The sequence below is a fragment of the Streptomyces marokkonensis genome, assembly GCF_008312835.1.
Classification (GTDB): domain Bacteria; phylum Actinomycetota; class Actinomycetes; order Streptomycetales; family Streptomycetaceae; genus Streptomyces; species Streptomyces marokkonensis_A.
Genome location: NZ_VSKS01000003.1, coordinates 355,920 through 375,589, shown reverse-complemented (window position 1 = coordinate 375,589; position 19,670 = coordinate 355,920). Strand labels below are relative to the sequence as shown.

The 19,670-nt window shown below is 73.9% G+C and carries 20 protein-coding genes and 1 pseudogene; 10 read left to right on the top strand and 11 right to left on the bottom strand.

Annotated elements, in window-relative coordinates; all coding sequences use genetic code 11:
• Positions 1-38: 38 nt before the first annotated feature.
• The 4 genes from F1615_RS07400 to F1615_RS07385 all read right to left on the bottom strand — a co-directional run bounded on the left by F1615_RS07400 (position 39) and on the right by F1615_RS07385 (position 2,623).
• On the bottom strand, positions 39-1,133 hold the full coding sequence (locus F1615_RS07400) for a CU044_5270 family protein (RefSeq protein WP_149548057.1): 1,095 nt from the start codon (positions 1,131-1,133) through the stop codon (positions 39-41).
• Positions 1,130-1,834: an RNA polymerase sigma factor gene (locus tag F1615_RS07395; RefSeq protein WP_149548056.1), complete on the bottom strand. Its 705-nt coding sequence runs from the start codon at positions 1,832-1,834 to the stop codon at positions 1,130-1,132. Before F1615_RS07395 ends, F1615_RS07400 begins: the two co-directional genes overlap by 4 nt.
• A 193-nt stretch (positions 1,835-2,027) precedes the next feature.
• Entirely contained in the window at positions 2,028-2,252 is a 225-nt protein-coding gene (locus F1615_RS07390; protein WP_244328661.1) for a hypothetical protein, read from the bottom strand.
• The gene (locus tag F1615_RS07385) at positions 2,249-2,623 is read right to left on the bottom strand and encodes a hypothetical protein (RefSeq protein ID WP_244328660.1); all 375 of its coding nucleotides are present in this window, start codon (positions 2,621-2,623) and stop codon (positions 2,249-2,251) included. The genes F1615_RS07390 and F1615_RS07385 overlap by 4 nt, the downstream gene beginning before the upstream one ends.
• An 83-nt stretch (positions 2,624-2,706) precedes the next feature.
• On the opposite strand from F1615_RS07385, the pseudogene F1615_RS07380 reads away from it, so the two are divergent.
• A pseudogene (locus F1615_RS07380) lies at positions 2,707-2,853 on the top strand (TerB family tellurite resistance protein); the annotation flags it as partial.
• Positions 2,854-2,952: 99 nt separating this feature from the next.
• Here the strand turns inward: F1615_RS07380 and F1615_RS07375 are convergent.
• The 3 genes from F1615_RS07375 to F1615_RS07365 all read right to left on the bottom strand — a co-directional run bounded on the left by F1615_RS07375 (position 2,953) and on the right by F1615_RS07365 (position 6,227).
• The gene (locus tag F1615_RS07375; protein WP_149548055.1) at positions 2,953-3,624 is read right to left on the bottom strand and encodes an enoyl-CoA hydratase-related protein; all 672 of its coding nucleotides are present in this window, start codon (positions 3,622-3,624) and stop codon (positions 2,953-2,955) included.
• A gap of 76 nt (positions 3,625-3,700) precedes the next feature.
• A complete protein-coding gene (locus F1615_RS07370; RefSeq protein WP_244328659.1) occupies positions 3,701-5,845 on the bottom strand; it encodes a SpoIIE family protein phosphatase in 2,145 nt (714 codons plus the stop codon).
• Between the two features lie 208 nt (positions 5,846-6,053).
• The gene (locus F1615_RS07365; RefSeq protein ID WP_149548054.1) at positions 6,054-6,227 is read right to left on the bottom strand and encodes a CsbD family protein; all 174 of its coding nucleotides are present in this window, start codon (positions 6,225-6,227) and stop codon (positions 6,054-6,056) included.
• Between the two features lie 138 nt (positions 6,228-6,365).
• Between F1615_RS07365 and F1615_RS07360 the strand changes: the two genes are divergently transcribed.
• Positions 6,366-6,536 carry a hydrophobic protein gene (locus tag F1615_RS07360; protein WP_149548053.1) on the top strand — a complete coding sequence of 57 codons (171 nt, stop codon included), beginning with the start codon at positions 6,366-6,368 and terminating at the stop codon, positions 6,534-6,536.
• Positions 6,537-6,775: 239 nt separating this feature from the next.
• Positions 6,776-7,549 (top strand): polysaccharide deacetylase family protein, encoded by a 774-nt coding sequence (locus F1615_RS07355; RefSeq protein ID WP_149548052.1) that lies wholly within the window; start codon positions 6,776-6,778, stop codon positions 7,547-7,549.
• A 40-nt stretch (positions 7,550-7,589) separates the two neighbouring features.
• On the opposite strand, the gene F1615_RS07350 is transcribed toward F1615_RS07355, so the two are convergent.
• Positions 7,590-8,909 carry a phosphatase PAP2 family protein gene (locus F1615_RS07350; protein ID WP_149548239.1) on the bottom strand — a complete coding sequence of 440 codons (1,320 nt, stop codon included), beginning with the start codon at positions 8,907-8,909 and terminating at the stop codon, positions 7,590-7,592.
• A gap of 319 nt (positions 8,910-9,228) precedes the next feature.
• Positions 9,229-9,798 carry a DM13 domain-containing protein gene (locus F1615_RS07345; RefSeq protein ID WP_149548051.1) on the bottom strand — a complete coding sequence of 190 codons (570 nt, stop codon included), beginning with the start codon at positions 9,796-9,798 and terminating at the stop codon, positions 9,229-9,231.
• A 225-nt stretch (positions 9,799-10,023) separates the two neighbouring features.
• Here F1615_RS07345 and F1615_RS07340 point away from each other — a divergent pair, with 225 nt between their 5' ends.
• From F1615_RS07340 to F1615_RS07325, 4 genes are all read left to right on the top strand, one after another.
• The gene (locus F1615_RS07340) at positions 10,024-10,608 is read left to right on the top strand and encodes a sigma-70 family RNA polymerase sigma factor (RefSeq protein ID WP_149548050.1); all 585 of its coding nucleotides are present in this window, start codon (positions 10,024-10,026) and stop codon (positions 10,606-10,608) included.
• Positions 10,605-11,354 (top strand): anti-sigma factor, encoded by a 750-nt coding sequence (locus tag F1615_RS07335; protein ID WP_149548049.1) that lies wholly within the window; start codon positions 10,605-10,607, stop codon positions 11,352-11,354. Before F1615_RS07340 ends, F1615_RS07335 begins: the two co-directional genes overlap by 4 nt.
• 129 nt (positions 11,355-11,483) lie before the next feature.
• Positions 11,484-13,091: a sulfite oxidase gene (locus F1615_RS07330; protein WP_149548048.1), complete on the top strand. Its 1,608-nt coding sequence runs from the start codon at positions 11,484-11,486 to the stop codon at positions 13,089-13,091.
• Between the two features lie 102 nt (positions 13,092-13,193).
• Positions 13,194-13,853 carry a fasciclin domain-containing protein gene (locus F1615_RS07325; RefSeq protein WP_149548047.1) on the top strand — a complete coding sequence of 220 codons (660 nt, stop codon included), beginning with the start codon at positions 13,194-13,196 and terminating at the stop codon, positions 13,851-13,853.
• Between the two features lie 65 nt (positions 13,854-13,918).
• Here the strand turns inward: F1615_RS07325 and F1615_RS07320 are convergent, their stop codons facing one another.
• A complete protein-coding gene (locus F1615_RS07320; protein WP_244328658.1) occupies positions 13,919-14,887 on the bottom strand; it encodes a LysR family transcriptional regulator in 969 nt (322 codons plus the stop codon).
• Between the two features lie 92 nt (positions 14,888-14,979).
• Between F1615_RS07320 and F1615_RS07315 the strand changes: the two genes are divergently transcribed.
• The 3 genes from F1615_RS07315 to F1615_RS07305 all read left to right on the top strand — a co-directional run bounded on the left by F1615_RS07315 (position 14,980) and on the right by F1615_RS07305 (position 19,323).
• The gene (locus tag F1615_RS07315; protein ID WP_149548237.1) at positions 14,980-15,882 is read left to right on the top strand and encodes a serine hydrolase; all 903 of its coding nucleotides are present in this window, start codon (positions 14,980-14,982) and stop codon (positions 15,880-15,882) included.
• A gap of 83 nt (positions 15,883-15,965) precedes the next feature.
• Positions 15,966-16,997: an MBL fold metallo-hydrolase gene (locus tag F1615_RS07310; protein WP_149548046.1), complete on the top strand. Its 1,032-nt coding sequence runs from the start codon at positions 15,966-15,968 to the stop codon at positions 16,995-16,997.
• A gap of 181 nt (positions 16,998-17,178) precedes the next feature.
• Positions 17,179-19,323 (top strand): SpoIIE family protein phosphatase, encoded by a 2,145-nt coding sequence (locus F1615_RS07305; protein ID WP_244328657.1) that lies wholly within the window; start codon positions 17,179-17,181, stop codon positions 19,321-19,323.
• Between the two features lie 5 nt (positions 19,324-19,328).
• Here the strand turns inward: F1615_RS07305 and F1615_RS07300 are convergent, their stop codons facing one another.
• Positions 19,329-19,643, bottom strand: a complete 315-nt coding sequence (locus F1615_RS07300) for an SCO4225 family membrane protein (protein WP_149548045.1) — start codon at positions 19,641-19,643, stop codon at positions 19,329-19,331.
• Positions 19,644-19,670: the final 27 nt, after the last annotated feature.

Sequence of the window (19,670 nt, the reverse complement as noted above, 5' to 3'; positions counted from 1 at the left end):
CGACAGCGCGTGCCCGGCCTGACGGATCATCACGGTCGTTACGGGGTCTGCCTGATGCCGTCGACGACCGCGCGGTTCATGATGGCGCTGGTGAAGACGACCGTGCCGGGCTTGATCAGGCCGTCCTCCCCGTCGGCCCTGTTCACCTGAACCGTGCGCTCGCCCAGGAAGACGTGGGTCTTCCTGTCGAAGATCCATTCCTCGCGCTGTCCGCTGGTCTCGTCCAGGCGGGCCACCGCCACACCACGCCGGCCCACCGCGTCCACCGCGTCGTCGACCACGACGACACCGGGGATCTTCGCGGCGGTCTTGAACAGGGCCGCGGACAGTTCCGCCGGGGGGTAGCTCTCGCCGAGCAGGTCACCGATGGTGGCGAACGCCTGCTGGTCGGGCGAGTTGCCCTGCCCCTCGGTCTCCTCGTAGATCTTGGCCAGCAGGGTCTCGGGGTCCGTGGTCAGCTCGGCCAGGTAGTCGTACGACGGGGCGTTCAGGTTCGCCTCCGGGGTGTTGCCCTGCTCGTCGGGAAGGCTCAGGGTCTCGCCCTCGGGGCTGTCGTTGACCGCGGGGTCGATCAGCCAGCCCTTGGTGCCGTCCGGGGACTCCCACACCTGGCGGGTGTGCAGCGCGTGGCTGGCCACGCTGGTCCTGTCGCCGTCGGTCCTCAGGAAGGTGTCGGCCGTCCTGGACTCGATGTAGATGTACTGGCCGGGCTTGACGGCCGGGTGGCCCCTCTCGGCCGCCGCGAGCGCGATCCGGTCGAGCAGCTGCGGTACGCCCCTGGTCGTCGCGACCCCGACGGTGGTGGTCATGGCCGGTCCGGTGGCGAGGCCGCCGTCCTCCAGCCCGGTGCCCCCACCGGACGTGATCACCCCGGTGGCGACCACCCCGGCGAGGACCGCGGCCAGGGCGGGCAGGGTGATGGCGGGGCGCGGCAGCCGGAAGCGCCGGGTCGTCGCCGGGTCCTTCGGCCGCGCCGCCGCGCGCTCTTCCGTCCGGGTCTGCTGGATCTGGGCCATCATGCGCTCCTTGTGGAACTGGTGACGGCCCGGCGGCAGGTCGCGCGTCGTCCGGTCGAAGAGCTGTGCACCCTCCGCCCACTCGGCAGCGTTCTGCCGGGACGTGTTCGCGTTCATCGGTTTCCTTCCTGTGCGGGCCGGATCGCGTATGCGTGATCGCCTCTTGTCTGTCGGCGGGGGCCGGCGGCTTCCCGTTTCCCGGGACTTTCCTCGGGATGTCCTCCGGGCGCCGGCGCGGCCGTCGTGCCTCCCGACCGCCTTGTGCGGGGCGGTGGTTGAGGTGGGGCGAGCGCGGGCTCGGCCTTGCCGCGGAGCTTCTTGCGGGCCCGGGAGAGCCGGGAGGCGACCGTGCCGACCGGAATGCCGAGCGTCTCCGCCGCGGTCTCGTAGTCCATGCCCTCCCCCAGGCAGAGCACGATGACCTCGCGCTCCGGACGGCGCAGTGTCGCCAGGGCGGTGAGCGCCGTCGCGAGGCGCTGCCGGCCGTCGAGCCGGTCCGCCACGTCCTCGGCGTGGTCGGGCACCGAGAGTTCGGCCGCCGCGGCCGCCCGGGCGGCGGCCCGGTACCGCCGGTTGCTGCGGTACTGGTTGCGCGCGGTGTTGGTGGCGATGCCCAGCAGCCACGGCCGCAGGGAGCCGCCCTCCGGGTCGACCTTGTCCCGCAGTCGCCACGCCTCCATGAAGGTGGCGGCCATGACGTCCTCGGCCGTCGACCAGTCCGCGGTCAGCCGGAAGGCGTGGTTGTAGACCGCGCGGGCGTAGTCGTCGAACAGTTCGGCGAACGCGCTGGAGTCCCCGGCCCGTACCCGGGTTCGCATATGAGTGCTCACTTCGATGAACTGTCCGGCACCCCGCGCCGACTTCCCGTGACCTGCGCCACACTCGAGCGCACAGCGGTGCCCCGGGCCGGACACCGGTGGACGGTCGGGTGAGGCACAGGACGGGGCGGCCGGTGTGCCCGGCACGGATGCCGGCCGCGGGGCCGGCGTCGGCGTCGGGGCCGGCCGGTGGTCAGACATCACGGCTGTGCAGGACGCGCGCCGCTCCGGCCAGGGCGAGGACGGTGTATCCGGCGACCAGCGCCAACGACGGCCAGGCGCCCAGGCTGCCGACCGCCTCCGGGCTCGCGTCGGACGTCTGCGTGAGTTTCTCCGGCGCCGCCGTCGGGGTGGCGCCCGCGACCCACCGCCGCAGGTCGCCGAGGAGCGGCCCGAACAGGGACGGCAGCAGCATCACCGCGACCACGGTGACGACCGCACCGGCCGCATGACGCACGAACGTCCCGATCGCCGGGCCCGGCATCCCCACCGCGGAGAGACCGGCAGGTTCAGCGGCTCCCCGATGTGCCCGTACAGCGCCCATCCGGCGCACGCCGCCCCGGTGACCACCGCGACCGCCACCGGCCACCGGCTCCGCACCAGCAGCGCGCCGGTCGAGACCGCGAACAACAGCCAGGTCACCCAGTCGGCCTGCCGGTGGCCGGGGTCGTTGACGGCCGCGTCCGAGCCGGTGAACACGCCGACCACCACCGCGATCAGCAGATCCGCGAGCGGCGGCGGCAGCGGCCGGGGGATGCGGGGAAGGCGCCGGGAGGCGGAACGGCTCACAGCCTCACGGCAGGAGCCTCTCGCGACGAACGCGTACGACAGCGGGAGTACACGCCGCGCCCGGAGGCAGCGGCACCTGGCCGGCGCGGAATCCGCCCGCCGGGGCGCGGGCCGTCATCCAGATCGGCATCGTCATCGGCGGCGCCGACGGCGACTTCGACAAGGACGAGCAGGCCGTGGTCCGCGAGGCGTGCTACGCCCTCGACCTGCCGCCCCACGAGTTCGGCCTCCGACCACCCGGACCGCACGGCGGGCCGGCGCCCGAACCGCTGTCGGCCGGCACCCCGCGGACGGGCGCGCCCCCGGGTGTCCCGGCTTCGGGACGCTTCTCAGCCGAGTGGGTTCGTGGTGTCCCGCAGGGTGGTCAGGGCCGGGGCGTACATGCGGGCCTTGATGGTGCCGAGGGTGTCGCCGGCCTTGCCGACCTGCGCCCGGGCGAGCTCGAGGGCGGTGGAGCGTACGGCCTCCTCGGGGGCCGCCCGGTCGACGATGCCGGCGGCCTCGGCGTCGGCGCCCCCGTAGCGGCGGGCGGTGACCATGGCCTCGTGCGCCGTCCGCGGCGCCAGCCGGGACTGGATGAGGGCGGCCATGCCGGGCGTGAAGGGGATGTCGATGTCCGCCTCGGGCAGGCACCAGTAGCCGCGGTCGGCGCGCATGACGCGGAAGTCGTGGGCCAGGGAGAACATCGCACCGGCGGCGAACGTGTGACCCTGCAGCGCGGCCACCGTGACGACCGGCAGCGACAGCAGCCGTGCGAACAGCTCGTGAACGGAGACGACGTAGTCGTGGTACGCGTCGGCGTTGGCGAACAGCCACTCCAGGTCGAGCCCGTTGGAGTAGAACTTGCCCGTGGCGGCGGTGACCAGCGCGCGGGGGCCCTCCGCCTTCTCCACCTCGGCGAGCGCGGCGCCGACCGCGCCGATCCAGTCGGGGTGGAAGCGGTTCTCGCCGTCGCCCAGATCGAGGACGAAGACGTTTTCCTGACGGTCGAGCGAGGGCATGACGACTCCTTCGGCGAGCGGCCTACTCGCCAGTAACCTACGAGGCGCGGCGGGACCGCGCAAGACACGCGGGTGATCAGTGCCGCGTCGGCGGTGCGGCCATGAGGACCAGGGCGGCCTGGTCGTCGTCTATCTCGTGGGGCCCGGAGAAGGCGCGCACCGCCCCGGTGACGGTGTCGATGACCTCCTGCGCCGTGGTGGCGGGTCTCGTGGCGGTGAGGGTGCGGGCGAGGCGGTCCTCGCCGAACTGCTCCCCGGTGCGGTCGCGGGCCTCGGTGATGCCGTCGGTGTAGAGCAGCAGGCTCTCGGCGGGGAGCAGGTGGAGGTGACACACCTCCAGGTGCAGGTCCGTGCCGATGCCGAGCAGGGAGCCCTCGCCGGCCACGGGGCGCGCCCCGTGCCGGGTGTCGATGTGGAAGGGCAGGGTGTGGCCGGCGCGGACGAAGGTGAGGTCGACGCCGCCGTCCGCGGCGGGTTCGAGGTGGCCGTAGACCAGGGTGACGAAGCCGGTTCCGTGGCTGTGGGGGCGGTCGAGGAGCGCTTTGTCGATCGCCTGGACGACGGACTCGGGGCCCGGGAGCAGGGGCGCGACGGCCCGGGCGGTGTGCCGGACGAGGGCGGTCGTGGTGGCGGCGGTCGCGCCGCGTCCGCACACGTCACCGAGCATGAACGCCCACGCGTCGCCGGCCAGGGGGAAGACGTCGTAGAAGTCACCGCCGATCTCCAGGCCCTCACCGGCGGGGTGGTAGTACGTGGCGACCTGGACGCCCTGGAGGGCCGGGACCTCGGGGAGCAGCAGACCGGCCTGCAGGTCGCGGGCGAGCGTGACGCGCTGGGTGTACTGGCGGGCGTCGACGGCGGCCGAGGCGGCGCGGCGGGCGAGTTCCTCGGCGAGGGCGACGGTGTGCCCGTCGAAGGTGTGCTCGCCGGTGGTGAGCAGGGTGAGCGTGCCGAAGGTCCGGCCGCGGTCGAGCAGGGGGACGCACAGGTAGCCGGTGACCTCGAGGTCCTGCCAGGGTCCGGCGCCGGTGGGGGTGCGGCGGGCGACCTCGCTCAGGCCGGAGGCCAGGACGCGGGCGACCGCGTCGTCGTCGGCGTCGTAGACCGGGACGTGGGCGGCGAGCAGCGCGTCCTCGCCGGCGGTCGGCGCGGCGGTGGCGATGCGGCGCACGCGGCCGGCCTCGACGACGTCGACCGCGCACAGGGGTGCCAGCTTGGGGGCGCACAGGCCGGCCAGTCGCTGGAGGGTCTGGGTGTGGTCCAGGCCCGCGGTGAGCAGGGTGCTGGCCTCCAGCAAGAAGGCGAGGTCGGCCCGGGCGGCCTTCTCCCTGGCCTCGGCCGCCCTGCGCGCCTCCTCGGCCCGGTGGCGTTCGACGGCCAGGGCCGCGGTGTCCGCGAACACCCTCGCCAGGGCCAGGTCCGCGTCCTGCGGCACCCGGGGGGTGCGGTGGTACATCGCGAACGTGCCGAGCAGCGATCCGTCGCGGGCGAGGATCGGGGTGGACCAGCAGGCCGCCAGCCGTGCCCGTTCGGCCAGGCCCCGGAAGTCGTCCCAGAAGGGATGGGTGGCGATGTCGGTGACGACGACCGGCGCACGGCGGTGGGCCGCGGTGCCGCAGGAGCCGACTCCCTCGCCGATGGCGATGCCGTCGATGGCGCGGTTGTAGAAGTCGGGGAGGCTGGGCGCGGCGCCGTGGCGCAGGTGCCGGCCGTCGGCGTCGGCGAGCAGGACGGAGACGAGCACCTCCTCGGGCGTGAGGTCCTCGATGGCGCGGGCCATGCCCTCCAGCACCTGGTCCAGCGGGGCCTGCCGGGCGATCTGCTCCACCAGGGCGCGGTGCTCGACCGTCAGCCGCTGCGCCTGTATGAGCTGGGTGGTCTCCACGCCGATGACGCGTACGCCGACGACGTTGCCGCCCGCGTCCAGCCGGGGTTCGTAGGTGAAGTCGAAGAACGCCTCCCGCGCGTCGGCGCCGGCGCCCAGCACGACGCGGGCGTTGCGGCCGACGTGCCGTTCGCCGGTCCGGTACACCCGGTCGAGCAGGGCGAGGAAGCCCTGGCCGGCGAGTTCCGGCATCAACTGCCCCAGCGGCAGCCCGACACGGACCCGCTCTGCGCCGCCCATCGCGGTGACGAAGGCGTGGTTGGCCGCCTCCACCCTGTGCGCCGGCCCGGCCAGGGAGGCGAAGAGGGCCGTCGACTGACCGAACAGGTCCCTCACGTCCTGCTCCCTCCCGTCCCCGACGGGCTCACCGGCGCTCAGGACACCGGCCGAGGGCTGCTGTTCCGCACCACGGGTCAACGCCCGCTACCTCCCACTCGCCGAGCACCAAGAGCCACCGGGCGGTTCCGGCGCTTCCGCGGGCACGCGAGAGAGGCCGTCCCGGACTCACCCCGGGACGGCCCCCTTCTCCCGGGCCGTGGCGGCATCAGTGCTTGAAGGCGTCCTTGGCCTTTTCCTTGGCCTCACGGGCGTCGCCCTTGCTCTTCTTGGCCTGCCCCTCGGCGGCCATGCGGTCGTTCCCGACCGCGCGCCCCACGGTCTCCTCGGTCTTGCCCTGGGCCTGCTCGGTCTTCGCCTTGGCCTTCTCACCGGCACTCATGGATCACGCCTCCTCGTAGCGTCTTCACCTCTGTCATGGTGAAGCCCGCGTGCCCACACTTTTCCTTCACAAACAAGGCGTCCTCGACGAATGACGGCGCCGACGCAGGGCAAACGGTGGCGCAGGAGGTCGATAACTATGGTTCCCCTGTTGCTGGTACTGCTCCTCGCGCTCATCCTCTTCGGCGCGGGTTTCGCCGTGAAGGTGCTCTGGTGGGTCGCCGTCGCCGTTCTGGTGCTCTGGCTGCTCGGCTTCGTCATGCGCTCCACGCCGGCCGGCGGCGGCCGCAGCCGCTGGTATCGATGGTGATACGACCTTGAGGCGCGAGGCGCGCCACGGGTTCCAGGGCCCGGCCACCACACGGTGGCCGGGCCCTGTGCTCGTTGCCCCGGGGCGCCCGTTCCGCCGTACGGGCCCGCTTGTCCGCGAACTCCCCCGGAATCGTCCGTGATCGGTAACGGACGCATCCGGGGCCGCCCGTCCCTCGTCCTGCCAGGTGGTCGCAGTGACCCAGGGCGGACGAGCAGCGGTGCGGAAACGGGGCGGACATGGCACGGCACGGTGGTGGACGGGGCTGGTACGGCAAGCTGGCCGGGGCGGCGCTCGGGGTGACGGTGCTGGCCGTGGGTGCCTCGGTGTGGACCGCGCAGGCCGACGTCGTCGGCGGCCCGTCGCCGCAGGCGTCCGCGTCCGCGACGCCGGGCGGTGACGTCGAGCCGGTCCCGGCGGACATCGCGCACGCCTCCGACCGGGGGCCGCGCGGCGTCAACATCACCATCGACGACGGTCCCGACCCCGCATGGACGCCCCAGGTGCTCGACGTGCTGCGCGAGCACGGGGTGAAGGCCACGTTCTGCGTGACGGGAACACAGGCCAAGGCGCACCCGGACCTCGTCAAGGAGGTGGTCGCGGCCGGGCACCGGCTGTGCGACCACTCGGTGTCGCACGACACCGCCATGGACAGGAAGTCCGAGGCCTACCAGTCGCGGCAGATCCTCGACGCCGAACGCATGATCACCGAGGCGTCCGGGGGCGTACGGCCGCTGTACTACCGGGCGCCCGGCGGGGCCTTCACCCCCTACAGCCGCAAGCTGGCCGCCTCCCGTGGCATGCGCCCGCTGGGCTGGAACGTGGACACCAAGGACTTCGAGCGGCCCGGCGCCGACGCCATCGTGGCGACCGTGGAGCGGGAGCTGCCGAACGGGCCGACGCTGCTCTTCCACGACGCGGGCGGCGACCGCTCCCAGACCGTCGAAGCCCTGCGCCGTGTACTGCCCCGGCTCAAGGAGCAGGGGTACTCCTTCGGCTTCCCGGTGCGCTGAGCGCCGCGGCACCGCCACCCGCGTCCGCCGGCACCGGGGCTCAGGCGGGCTCGGGCTGGGGTTCGGGCTGCCGTACCGGTGCGGTGCTCCGCGACCACTGAGCGGTGGTCCGCACGTAGCCGTGGACCACCGAGGCCGTCGCGAGCAGGAGCAGCGGTCCGGCCACCCACGGGTACCGGGCCATCTCCAGGGGCAGCCAGCGGTACGACAGCAGGAACGCGGTGAAGACCGCGGTGCCGTGGGCGACCAGCCGGATGCCCGCCCGGTCCCAGCCGCGGTCGTAGGAGCGCAGCGCCGCCTCGATCGTGAGCGTGAACACCACGCCGGCGATGAGGTCCGCGCCGTAGTGGTAGCCGAAGCCGAGCGTCGCGCAGAGCGTGGCGACCAGCCAGAACGTTCCGGCGAAGCGCAGCAGCCGTGGGCCCCCGCGGGTGTGGATGAAGATCGCGGTCGCCCACGCCGTGTGCAGGCTGGGCATGCAGTTGCGCGGGGTGATCCCGTCGAACGGCATGGGCTGCGGGGTGCCGGCCGGCGGCAGCGTCCCGGGCCACAGGTTCGCCACGGCCCACGCCTCACTGGGCGGCATGTCGGGTGCCCACAGGCTGACCGCCGCCCAGTGCTCGGTGCCCGTGCCGTAGGCGAAGAGCGGGCCGACCACCGGGAAGATCATGTAGAAGGCGGGTCCGACGAGGCCGATCACCAGGAACGTGCGCACCAGGTGGTGGCGCGGGAAGCGGCGCTCGGCCACCACGTGGCGCAGCTGGTACAGCGCGGCGACGACCGCGGCGACCGCGAGGTTGCCGTAGACGAAGTCGAGGAAGTTGAAGCCGACCGGGCCGGTGGCCTCCACGATCCGGCCCGCCAGCCACGAGGGGTTGCCCAGCGCGTGATCGGCGGTGGCGACGTACTGGTCGAGCACCGTCGGGCGGGTCTTCGAGGTGATGAGCAGCCACGTGTCGCCCGTCTTGCGGCCGGCCATCAGGAGCAGCGCCAGGCCCACGCCCTTCAGCAGCAGGACGCGTTCGGGGCCGGTGCGGCGGGTGACGGCGACGACCGCGGCGCCCAGGGTCACCCACAGGGCGCCGTTGCCGAAGGGGTGGCCGCCGGCGGTGTCGGCGTCGACCGCCCAGCGGACCAGCAGGAAGGCGAGGTCGACCCCGATCGCGGCACCCACCGCGATGAACCGTTCCCGCCAGGTGAGCACCACCGTCATCAGCGCCATGGCGGCGTACAGCAGACCGCCCGACTTGGGGGCGTGGACGACCTCCCGCACCTGGAGGGTGATCGGCCCCGGCGTGCCGTGGTGACGCGCGGCGAACTCCAGCGCGACGAGGAATCCGAGGGTCACGAGGGCGGCCAGGGTCCACAGGACGGTCCGTGGCCGGCGCCATACGGGGCCCGCGGGGCTCTTGCGTATTCGCGAAAGGTTCTGCGGTGGTATGTGTGTCAACTTCTGTCAGCTTCGTTAGACGGTGGTCGCGGCCGGGCGAGTGGCAAGACGGACGGAGCACGGTCCGCGTTCCGGTCCCGCCTCCTCCGATCCCGCCCCCGCACCACCGACCGCGATGCCCCCAGCCCTCGCGCGAGGGAAGCACAGCACATCCAGGCAGGTCAATAGCCGTGTGGGCGCACGGATGGCCGTCCGCTCCTCCCGGGCCCGCCCCTCCTCCGCGGCCACGTCAGGCGCGGGCGAGTTCCGCCGCGCCGAAGGAGACGTCGAAGCGGTCGCACCAGATGCTGACGCTGCTGTACCGGGCCGGGTCGACGTCGGCGGGCAGGGCGTAGTTCTGGCTGCCCTTGTTGCCCTTGAGCTTGCCGAGACTCACGTACGTGCCGTCGTCGAACACGTGCCAGCCGGCCCGGCCCTCCTTGACCGGCGCGTCGGTCAGCCAGACGCGCAGGTCGGGGCCGTTGCTGGTGTCGAGGTTCTCCAACCGGACGACATGGGAGCCGTCGGCCAGCCGCACGAGCCTCACCGTGCCGGACGTCGCGTGTTCGTGGCTGATCAGCTCACCGCTCGACAGCGTCACCGGACCGGCCGGGGACGGCGCGGAGGAGCCGTCGGCCGAGGGCGCCGCGGAAGGCGCCCGCGCGTCGTCCGCGGCCACCGGCAGCGCCTCCTGGACCGTCTCGTCCTGCCACAGCTTCCACGGCTGGAACCAGTACAGCCCGAACCCGGCCCCGGTGACCGCAAGCAGCAGCACGCCGCCCACCCACGGCCTGAACCACGCGCGTCGTCCACGCTCCATACCGCCCACCTCCTGGAGGGATCTCGTCTCGGTCCCATTCAACTGACGGAGCGGCCGCCCCGGGCCGCGCGCGGGATGACGAAACCCTTACGTCCGCCGCCGGGACGCGCCGGGCGGATGCGATGATGCGCGCCCTGGCGTCCGCAGGGTCTCCGCGGGGACCAATCCGCACCCCGATCTGGATCGGATTACGTCCGGAGATGTCCTGACCACGGAGGCCACCCTGTGAGAGAAGCCGTACACATCGGCAGAAACCCCTCGTCCGAACCGGATCTGCAGGAGCTGGTCGGACGGGTGGCGCTGGGCGACGAAGAGGCGTTCGCCGCCGTATACGACGTGGTGGCGGGGCCCGTTCTGGGTGTCGCCCGTGCCGTCCTGCGTGATCAGGCGCAGTCGGAGGAGGTCGCCCAGGAGGTCCTGGTGGAGGTGTGGCGCACCGCTCCCCGCTTCCGGCCGGACCGCGGGACGGCCATCAACTGGATCCTCACGCTGGCGCACCGCCGCGCGGTCGACCGGGTGCGGTCGGTGGAGGCGGCCGCGGCCCGCGACCACAAGGCCGCCCTGCTGGACCGGACGCCGGAGTTCGACGAGGTGACGGAGCAGGTCGAGGCGCGGCTGGAGCGGGAGCAGGTGCGCCGCTGTCTGCGCACGCTGACCGGGATCCAGCGCCAGGCCGTCACCCTCGCCTACTACCGCGGGCTCACCTACCGCCAGGTGGCGGAGTCGCTGACCCTGCCGCTGGGCACCGTGAAGACCCGGCTCCGGGACGGCCTCATCCGTCTGCGCGACTGCCTGGGAGTGACCGCGTGACCACCACCGATCTGCACCATCTGACGGGTGCCTACGCACTGCACGCACTGCCCGAGGAGGAGCGCGACGCGTTCGAGCGTCACCTCTCGGCCTGCGAGCCGTGCGCTCAGGAGACCGCCGAACTGTCCGCCACCGCGGCCCGGCTGGGCCTCGCCACCGTCGTGTCGCCGCCCCCCGCCATGCGTGAGCGGGTGCTGCGCCGCGTCACCACCGTCCGGCAGCAGTCACCGGGCGGTCCGGCCCCCCTCGGCCCGGCCCGGGCCCGTCCGCGCGCCCGCTCGCTCTCCCGGTGGGCGCTCGCCGCCTGCCTCGCCGCGGCCGCCGCGCTCGGCGGGGCGGTCTGGCAGTACGAGCGCGCCGAGGACGCGCTGCGTGAGGCTCGCCGGGCGGAGCAGGCGGCCGACGAGATCGCCGCCGTGCTGGCCGCGCCCGACACCAGGACGCGGACCGCCGCACTGGGCGACGGCTCCACCGGCACGGTCGTCGTGTCCCGGAGCAGGGACAGGGCCGTGTTCGTCGTCTCCGGGATGCCGCGTCCGCCGGGCGGCAAGGTCTACCAGCTGTGGTTCGAGGACGGCGGCACCATGCGCTCGGCCGGGCTGATGGATCCCGGCCGGACCGACCAGACCGTCCTGTTGCGCGGTGCCGTCGACGGGGCCGCGAAGATGGGGGTCACGCTCGAACCGCCCGGTGGCTCCGCGCAGCCCACCTCCGCGCCGCTCGCCCTGCTGGCATTCCCGGCCTGACCGGCCCGGAATTGCTTCGGCACATTGGTGTGATCCGTTGCCGAACAGGCCGCGGATTGGTCCGGGAAAAAATTTCATCGGATCCAGAATCCGACCAATCCTCCGCGGCCGCGGAATCGGATTCCCCACGTGACCGACGAAAAGCAGGAACCGCGCGATATCCGCCGCCGGACACGGCGGCCGGCCGGTGCGCTCAGCGGCGCCGTGGCCGGTTTCGCCGCTCTGGCCACGGCGGAGCTGGCATCGGCGGCCGTCCGCCCGGAGGCGGGTCCCGTCATCGCGGTGGGAGGCGCGGCGATCGACCGCACGCCCGCTTCGGTGAAGGATTGGGCGATCCGGAATTTCGGCACCGACGACAAGCTGGTCCTGCAATGCGGAATTCTCACCGTGCTGGCGCTTTTCGCGTTGGCGCTGGGAATCACCGCTCTCAGGTTCCGGCGCACGGGCGCCGCCGGCGTTCTGCTGTTCGGAGCGGCCGGCGCGGCGGCGGCACTCGGCAGGCCCGACTCGGGCGGTCCGGCCGACGCCCTGCCCTCCGTGGTGGGCGCGGTCGTCGGCGCCGTGCTGCTGTACGTCCTCGCGGGCCGGCTCGTGCCGCGCGCCGCGCGGTCCGGCGCGGAGGGTGCCCTCGCGCCGGGCGGGCCGGGCCGGGACCGCCGTCGCTTCGTGGTCACGGCGTCCGCCGCCGTCGCCGCGTCCGCCGGGGCCGGTGCACTGGGGCGGGCCCTGAACGGCACGAGGAGCCGGGACGCGGTCGCCTCCCGTGACCGGATCGTCCTGCCGGCACCGGCCTCGCCCGCGCCCGCCGTGCCCGAGGGGGCCCGGGTACGGGTCGCGGGAATCGGTCCCCTCCTCACCCCGAACCGGTCCTTCTACCGGGTCGACACCGCGCTGGTGGTGCCGAAGGTCGATGTCGCGTCCTGGCGGTTGCGCGTCCACGGCAGGGGAGTCGGGCGCCCGCGCACGCTCTCCTTCGACGACCTGCTGCGGCGCGGGCTGGTCGAGCGGGACATCACGCTGACCTGCGTGTCGAACGAGGTCGGCGGGCCCTATGTGGGCAACGCCCGCTGGACCGGCGTACGGCTCGCGGACCTGCTGGCCGAGTGCGGGGTCGCGCCGCCGTCGGAGGGCGGCCCGGCGGACCAGCTGGTGGCCCGTTCGGTCGACGGCATGACCCTCGGCAGTCCGGTCGAGGACGTCATGGACGGGCGGGACGCGCTGCTCGCCGTCGGCATGAACGGCGAACCGCTGCCCTTCGCGCACGGCTTCCCCGTCCGCATGGTCGTGCCCGGCCTCTACGGGTTCGTGTCCGCCTGCAAGTGGATCGAGGACATCGAGCTGACCACGTTCGACTCCTACGACCCGTACTGGGTCAAGCGCGGCTGGGCGCGGCGGGCGCCGGTCAGGACACAGTCGCGCATCGACACCCCCAAGCCGTTCGCCCGTCCCAGGGCCGGCACGGTCATGGTCGCCGGGGTCGCCTGGGCCCAGCACCGCGGCATCGACAAGGTCGAAGTCCGCGTCGACGACGGCCCGTGGCAGCAGGCCGACCTCGCGGCCGAGCACAGCCGCGACACCTGGCGCCAGTGGTCCTTCCCCTGGAAGGCCACCCGGGGCGGTCACACCCTGACCGTGCGCGCGACCGACCGCACCGGCCGGGTGCAGACGGCGCGACGCACCCGGACCGTCCCCGACGGCGCCTCCGGCCGGCACTCCGTGGTCGTGACCGTCGGCTGACCCCCCGGACCGCCGAACCCTCGTCCCTTCCTCCCTTGCCACCCCTTTCCCTGCTCCACCCATGAACGCGGCATCCGCTGCCCTCACCACAGGAGAACGATCGTGAACACCCGTATCCGCCGCACCGCCGTCACGCTGGCCGCCGCGGCCGTCCTGCCCCTCGCCCTGAGCGCCTGCTCCGACAGCGGCAGTGACTCCGCCGGGTCCGGCAACTCGCCGAAGGCGTCCGCGTCGGCACCGGCCTCCGACGAGGGCATGGCCGGCTCCGGCAGCACCGCCGCCGCGGACGAGCCCTTCGGGCCGGCCTGCTCGGCGGTGCCGGAGGACGGCGCGGGCTCCTTCGACGGCATGGCCCAGGACCCGGTGGCCACCGCCGCCTCCAACAACCCGGCCCTGTCCACCCTGGTCTCCGCCGTGAAGAAGGCCGGTCTGGTCGACACCCTCAACAACGCGCAGGACATCACCGTCTTCGCGCCGACCGACGACGCCTTCGCCAAGATCCCCAAGGCCACGCTGGACAAGGTCCTCGACGACAAGGAGCAGCTGACGAAGATCCTCACCTACCACGTCGTGGGTCAGAGGCTCACCCCGAAGGACCTGGAGAACGGCTCCTTCGACACGCTGGAGAAGTCGAAGCTGACCACGTCCGGCTCCGGCGAGTCCTACACCGTCAACGACTCGGCGAAGGTGGTCTGCGGCAACGTGAAGACCGCCAACGCCCACGTGTACATCATCGACACGGTGCTGATGCCGGGCGCCTGACACGGACGGAGGGGCCGGGGGCGGGAGCGGCCCCGGCCCCTGAGTGGCTCCCGCGTCGACGGGCCCTAGCCGTAGACCACCGACCACGGACGCGGCGAGTCGTCCGGGGGGTGCGGGGCGCCGGCGCCCCGGGATACCGACGTGTGGTCGCGGGAGAGGACGTCGGCCGCGAGGTCCGCGAAGCGGCGGGCGGCCGGATGGGGCGGACGGGCGGCGGGCCAGGCGCCGCTGACGCGCACGGCGAGGGGGCGTCCGGCCAGCGGGCGCCAGGCGACGCGGGGCTCCTTGCGGGCCACCGGACCCTGGTCGAAGGCGACCGAGTGGCCGGCCGCCACGAGGGCGAGCAGGAACTCGGGGTTGGACGCGTGCCTCAGGTGGCCGGGCACGAAGCCCCCGGCGCGGCACACGTCGAGGATCCGGTCGTACCAGCCGGGCGCGTGCGCCCGGGGGAAGAGCACCAGGTCGTGGCCCGAGAGGTCGGCCAGCCCCGGTTCCGGCAGCCGGGCCAGGGGCGAGGTGCGGGGCAGGACGACGCCCAGGTCCCGGGAGACCTCGGGGCCGAGTCGCAGCTCGGTGGCGTCCACGGGATGGTGCACGAGTCCGACGTCCAGCCCTCCGGAGGAGAGCAGCCTGAGCTGTTCCTCCGTGGTGACCTCGTGCAGGTCGACGACGAGTCCCGGAGCGTCCTCGGCGCAGGCGGCCAGGAGCGCGGACAGGACGGCGGCCGTGGTGTCCGGCGGTACGCCCGCGCGGAGCGTGCCGAGTCCCCCGTCGGCGGCCCGGCGGGCCAGGGCGCGCAGTCTCTCCTCCCGGGCGAGGAGTTCGTGGGCCTCCTCGAGCAGGGCCGCCCCCGCGGCGCTCAGCCGGACGCCGCGGTGCGAGCGGTCGAACAGCTCCGCCCCGAGTTCCTTCTCCAGCCGGCGGATCGCCTGACTGAGCGGCGGCTGCGCCATGCCCAGCCGCTCCGCGGCCCGGCTGAAGTGCAACTCGTCGGCCACGGTGACGAAAAGACGCAGGTGGCGCAAGAGGTTCACAGCCGGGATCGTACGGGAGGCAGTGACGCGGGACCGCGGACCCGGCTGACATGATCCGGTGGACGGAGCGCGGGGGCGGCGAAGGGCGGACTGTGGTCGAGGAACGGATCCGGCGGGTCTTCGCCGGTGCGGGCGCCGCGGGGCAGGTGCACGCCGTGCCCGTGCGCGCGCGGGAGGGGGACGCGGGTGAGGTCGCCGTGGGGGCCGACGATCCCGTCGTGATCGCCTCGATCTTCAAGGTGCTGCTGGTGCTGGAGTTCGCCCGGCAGGTCGTCGCCGGCCAGCTCGACCCTCGGGAGCGGGTGCGGGTGACCTCGGCCGACCGGCTCGGCGGCTGGGGGACCGCCGGCTGTCTGGACGACGTCGAGCTGTCGCTGCGCGACCTGGCCCACTTCGCGATGTCGGTGAGCGACAACACCGCGGCCGATCTGCTGCTGGCCCGCGTGGGCCTGGACACCGTACGGCTGCTCGCGGCGGAACTCGGGCTGGAGCGGACCCGGATCGTGGGCGGGCCGCGCGACCTGCTGGAGTCGATGCTCGCGGAGGCCGGGGCGCGTGACGAGCGCGAGTTCGCCGTCCGCTACCCCGCTCTGCCGGACGAGCGCAAGCGGCGGCTGGCCGTGCTGGACCCCCGCCACACGACGGCGAGCACGCCCCGTGAGATCACCCGGCTGCTCCGGCTCGTCTGGAACGACGCGGCGGGCCCCGCCGAAGCCTGCGCGCTCGTGCGGGACCTGATGGGCCGGCAGGTCTTCCGGCACCGGCTGGTGTCGGGCTTCCCGGACGACGTGACGGTCGCCGCCAAGACCGGGACCCTCCCGGGGCTGCACATGGAGGCGGGCGTCGCCCGCTACCCCGACGGCGCGTCCTACGCGATCGCCGTCTTCGCCCGCACCCGGGACCTGACCGCCTCCCGGGTCACGGTGGACGCCGCGATCGGCAGGGCGGCCGGGATCGCGGTCGCCTCCCTCCGTGGCGACCACGACGGACGATGACCGGGCCGTATACGCGTTCACCTATCACCCCGGGTGAATTCCGGTCTTGGACAGGGGAGTTCGGCTGCTGATCTGCTGACCGCATGACCCAGGAACCACGTGTCACAGACGTATCCGGCGCATCCTCGCGCCGCGGGTTCGGCCGTCGCGCGGTGCTGCGCGGTGCCGCACTCGGCGCGGCCTCCCCGCTGATCCCGGCCCCGGCCGCCACGGCCGCCACCGCCCCGGCCGGGGACAGCGGCCGGGGACGCGGGACGGACGCCGCCGCGGTGGCGTTCCGCTGGCTCGGCACCGCGGGCTGGCGCATCGACGTGGACGGCCGGACCGTGCTCTTCGACCCGTATCTCACCCGCTTCCCCACGGGACTGTTCGGCGACGGCTTCGACCCGCGGACCCCGCTGCGGAGCCGGCCGGAGGTCGTGGACGCGCACACCGGGCGGCCCGAACTCGTCCTGGTCAGCCACTCCCACTGGGACCACCTCGCCGACGTGCCCCACATCGCCAGGACCACCGGCGCCCGCGTGGTCGGCACCGAGACCACCTGCCACCTGCTGGTCGCGCTGGGCGTGGACGCGGGGCAGATCTCCGTGGTCAAGGGGGGCGAGGTGCTGGACTTCGGCGGGATCGTCGTCGAGGTGGTGCCGAGCCTGCACAGCCGCAACAAGAAGTGCTCCTACTTCGCCCCGGGCACGCTGAACGCCCCGCCCGCGGCGGTCCCGGCCACCATCGCCGACCTGCCCGAGGGCGACACCCTCGCCTTCCGGGTGACCGCCCGGGCGGGCGGGCCGTCCGCGTTCCTCATGGGGGCCAGCGACTTCTCCGAGCGGGCCGTGCGGGGGCTGCGTCCCGACCTCGCGATGATCGCCGTACCCTCCTCCACGGCCACCCACCGCTACGTGCCCCGGCTGCTGCGGGCGCTGGACCACCCCCGCGTGGCCGTCCCCGTCCACTGGGACAACTTCGAGGTGCCGCTGAGCGGGTCCCCCGAGCGGGATCCGGCCATGGACCTGGACGCGTTCGTCGCCCAGGTCGAGGCGGCGTCCCCCACGACACGTGTCGTCGTCCCTGACTACGACACGGTGTACGACGGTGACATGCGCCCCGTGGCGCGATAGCGGGCCGGCGCGCGTGACCGGGCCCTCTTCCGGGGGTATCGTCCGGGTATGCCAGCGTATCGTCCGTTGATACGGGCGGGCCGTCCGTCGACGGGTGCCAGGCGTGTCCGGGGCGCCGCCCCGTCGCGGGCGGCTCCACGGGTGCGGACCTCCCCGGACCTCGCCGTCAGGGGGTGAGGGTGTGCGGGACGCCACCCGCTCCGCGGCCGGCACGGAACCCGCTCCGGAGTTGCTGGAACACACCCTGGTGCAGGGCATGCGGGAAACCGGCGCCCATGTCGGCGCCGTCTACCTGCGGTCCCCGGACGAACGGGCACTGCGGCTGGCGGTGCTGAGCGGAGTCCCGTGGGAGATCGCGCTGCCCTGGGCCCGGGTCGGGCTGAACGCGCCGACTCCGGTCGCCGACGCCCTGCGTGACCGCCGTCTGGTGTGGCTCGGTGGCCAGGAGGAGACGGCGCGCCGCTATCCGCAGCTGGCCCTGGTGCTGCCGTACCCCTTCGCGCTGGCCGCCGCGGCGATCACGACGGACCGCACGGAGTGGGGCGGGCTGGTGCTCCACTGGCCGGGTGCGCACCACGCGGAACTGAGCCCGGGGCTGCGCGACGCGATCGGCGCCATCTGCCACCGTGTCGGTCTCCTGCTGGGGATGGCCGCCGACAGCGGTCACCCCATGGTGCCCGGCGCCACCCCGCGCATGGTGTCCCCGCCCGAGGCCCGCGACGCCGAGCCCCCCGCCGTGGGCCGCGCCGCGTCCGGGGAAACGGCGGTGGCCCGCTTCGCCGAGCGCCTTCCCGGCGGGTCCTGCGCACTCGACCCGGACGGCCGGATGACCTTCGTCACCACCACCGCCGCCCGCCTCCTCGGCGCCGGTGTGTCCGAACTGCTGGGGGCCCGGCCCTGGGAGGCACTGCCGTGGCTGAACGCCCCGGTCGCCCAGGACAACTACCGGGCCTCGGTGATCAGCCGCCGGCCCACGTCGTTCACCGCCCTGCGCCCGCCCGACCGCTGGCTGTCCTTCCGCCTGTACCCGGACGCCACGGGCATCAGCGTGCGCATCGCCTCCGTCCCGGCGGCGGACGCCCCGGACCCCGCGCGGGAACCGCCCCCCACGCCGGCCTCCGCCACGACCCGGACCGCCGCGCTGTACCACCTGACGCACCTCGCGGCGACCCTCACGGAAGCGGTCGGCGTGCGGGACGTGGCCGACCGGGTCGCCGACCAGGTGCTGCCCGCCACCGGGGCCCAGACCCTGGCCCTGATGACCGCGGAGGAGGGCCGGCTGCGGACCATCGGCCACCGCGGCGGTGACGGCGAGCTGAAGGACCGTCTCGACGGCTCGCCGCTGACCTCGGACGCTCCCGCGGCGCACTGCCTGACCACCGGCACGCCCTCCTTCTTCGCCACCCCCGCCGAACTGCGGGACGCCCATCCCTCCGCGCGTCTCCAGGACGACATGGCCGCCTGGTGCTTCCTGCCGCTGATCGTCTCCGGGCGCCCCGTCGGCTCGCTCGTCCTCGGCTACGACCTGCCCCACCCGTTCGACCTCTCGGAACGCACCGTCCTCACCTCCCTCGCCGGCCTGATCGCCCAGGCCCTGGACCGCGCCCGCCTCTACGACGCCAACCACCGCCTCGCCCACAGCCTGCAGGCCGGCCTGCTGCCCCACGCCCTGCCCCGCATGTCCGGGCTCGACGTCGCCGCCCGCTACCTGCCCGCCGGCCACGGCATGGGGATCGGCGGCGACTTCTACGACCTCATCCGCCTCGACGACACGAGGGCCGCCGCCGCCATCGGCGACGTCCAGGGCCACAGCGTGCAGGCGGCCACGCTGATGGGCCAGGTCCGGACCGCCGTCCACGCCACGGCGGGCGCACCCCCCTCAGAGGTGCTCGCCCGCACCAACCGCCTGCTCACCGACCTCGACCCCGGCCTGTTCACCAGCTGCCTCTACGCCCATCTCGACCTCGCGCGCCACCGCGCGCACCTGGCCTCCGCCGGCCACCCGCCTCCCCTCCTGCGGCACCCCGGCGGACGTACCGAGGTGCTCCGCCTGCCACCCGGCCTGCTGCTCGGCATCGACCCCGCCGCCACCTACTCGGCCACCGGGATCGCCCTGGCACCGGGCACCGTGCTCGTCCTGTACACCGACGGTCTCGTCGAGGTCCCCGGCGTCGACCTCGACGTGGCGACCGACGCCCTCGCCGACCGGCTGGCGGGCGCGGGCGACCTGGACGCGGAGGCCCTCGCCGAGGTCCTCGTCGACGACGTGCGCCGGCGCGCGCACCGCAGCGACGACGTGGCCCTCCTCGTCGTCCGCGCACGGTGAGGGGCCTACGCGGACGCGCCGCCGCCCCTCCGCAGCGCCCGGGAGCACCAGCCGATGACCGTGGCGTTGACGAGGGCGCCGACGGCGACGGCGAGGACGAACATCACGGGACTGTCCGGCAGGGCGATCAGGACGAAGCTGGCCGGGGCGGTGGCGAGCAGCGGGATGACGCCCGCGAAGGACGCGTCCTCGTTGTCGCCGGCGCTCACCGCGAACGCCCAGATGAGCAGGGCGGCGCAGAGCCCGAGGTAGACGAGGGCGGCGACGTCGCCGAGGAGGTGGCGCAGGCGACGGGGGAACGATCGGCCGGGTCCGGTCACGGCGGTGGGCTCCTGGGGTGTGCTGGT